A 647-nucleotide genomic window follows, 5' to 3' on the forward strand; every position below is an offset into this window, starting at 1 on the left:
CTGCTGTCGGCGCGCGCGGCCGAGGGCGTCAAGCCGATCACGCTGGAGCTGGGCGGCCACGGCCCGGTGCTGGTGTTCGACGACGCCGATGTCGAGCGCGCGGCCGTGGAGGGTGCCGCGAACCGCTTTCGCGGCACCGGCCAGGTCTGCCCGCTCGCCAATGCGCGGCAGCTCGCCAAGATCGAGGCGCTGGTGGCCGACGCGCGGGAACGCGGCGCCACGCTGCTGGCGGGCGGCCGCCGCATCGAGGGCGAGGGTTTCTTCTTCGAGCCGACCGTGCTGGCCGACGTGCCGCCCGAGGCGCGCGTGATGCACGAGGAGCCGTTCGGCCCGATCGCGGTGCTGATGCCCTTCGACACGCTGGAAGACGGCCTGGCCGAGGCCAACCGCCTGCCTTACGGCTTGTCCGCCTATGCGTTCACCGCCAGCGCGCGCACCGCGCTCGACGTCGGCGACGGGCTGGAGGCCGGCATGATCGGCATCAACCAGTACCGGATCGTCGCGACCGAGCTGCCGTTCGGCGGGCTCAAGGAAAGCGGGCACGGCTCCGAAGGCGGCGCCGAGGGCATCGAGCCCTACCTGACCCGCAAGTTCATCAGCCAGGCCTGAGCGGCCCGCGAAACCCTTCAACCATCGAACCGGGAAAT

Annotated in this window: 1 protein-coding gene; it reads left to right on the forward strand. The window is 71.7% G+C overall.

Going from position 1 to position 647, the window contains the following annotated elements:
• The coding region (locus HWY05_RS37620; RefSeq protein ID WP_176061476.1) for an aldehyde dehydrogenase family protein at positions 1–609 on the forward strand (609 nt) is incomplete at its 5' end.
• Positions 610–647: the final 38 nt, after the last annotated feature.

It is taken from the genome of Paraburkholderia sp. BCC1876, assembly GCF_902833695.1.
In the GTDB taxonomy this organism is placed as follows: Bacteria; Pseudomonadota; Gammaproteobacteria; order Burkholderiales; family Burkholderiaceae; genus Paraburkholderia.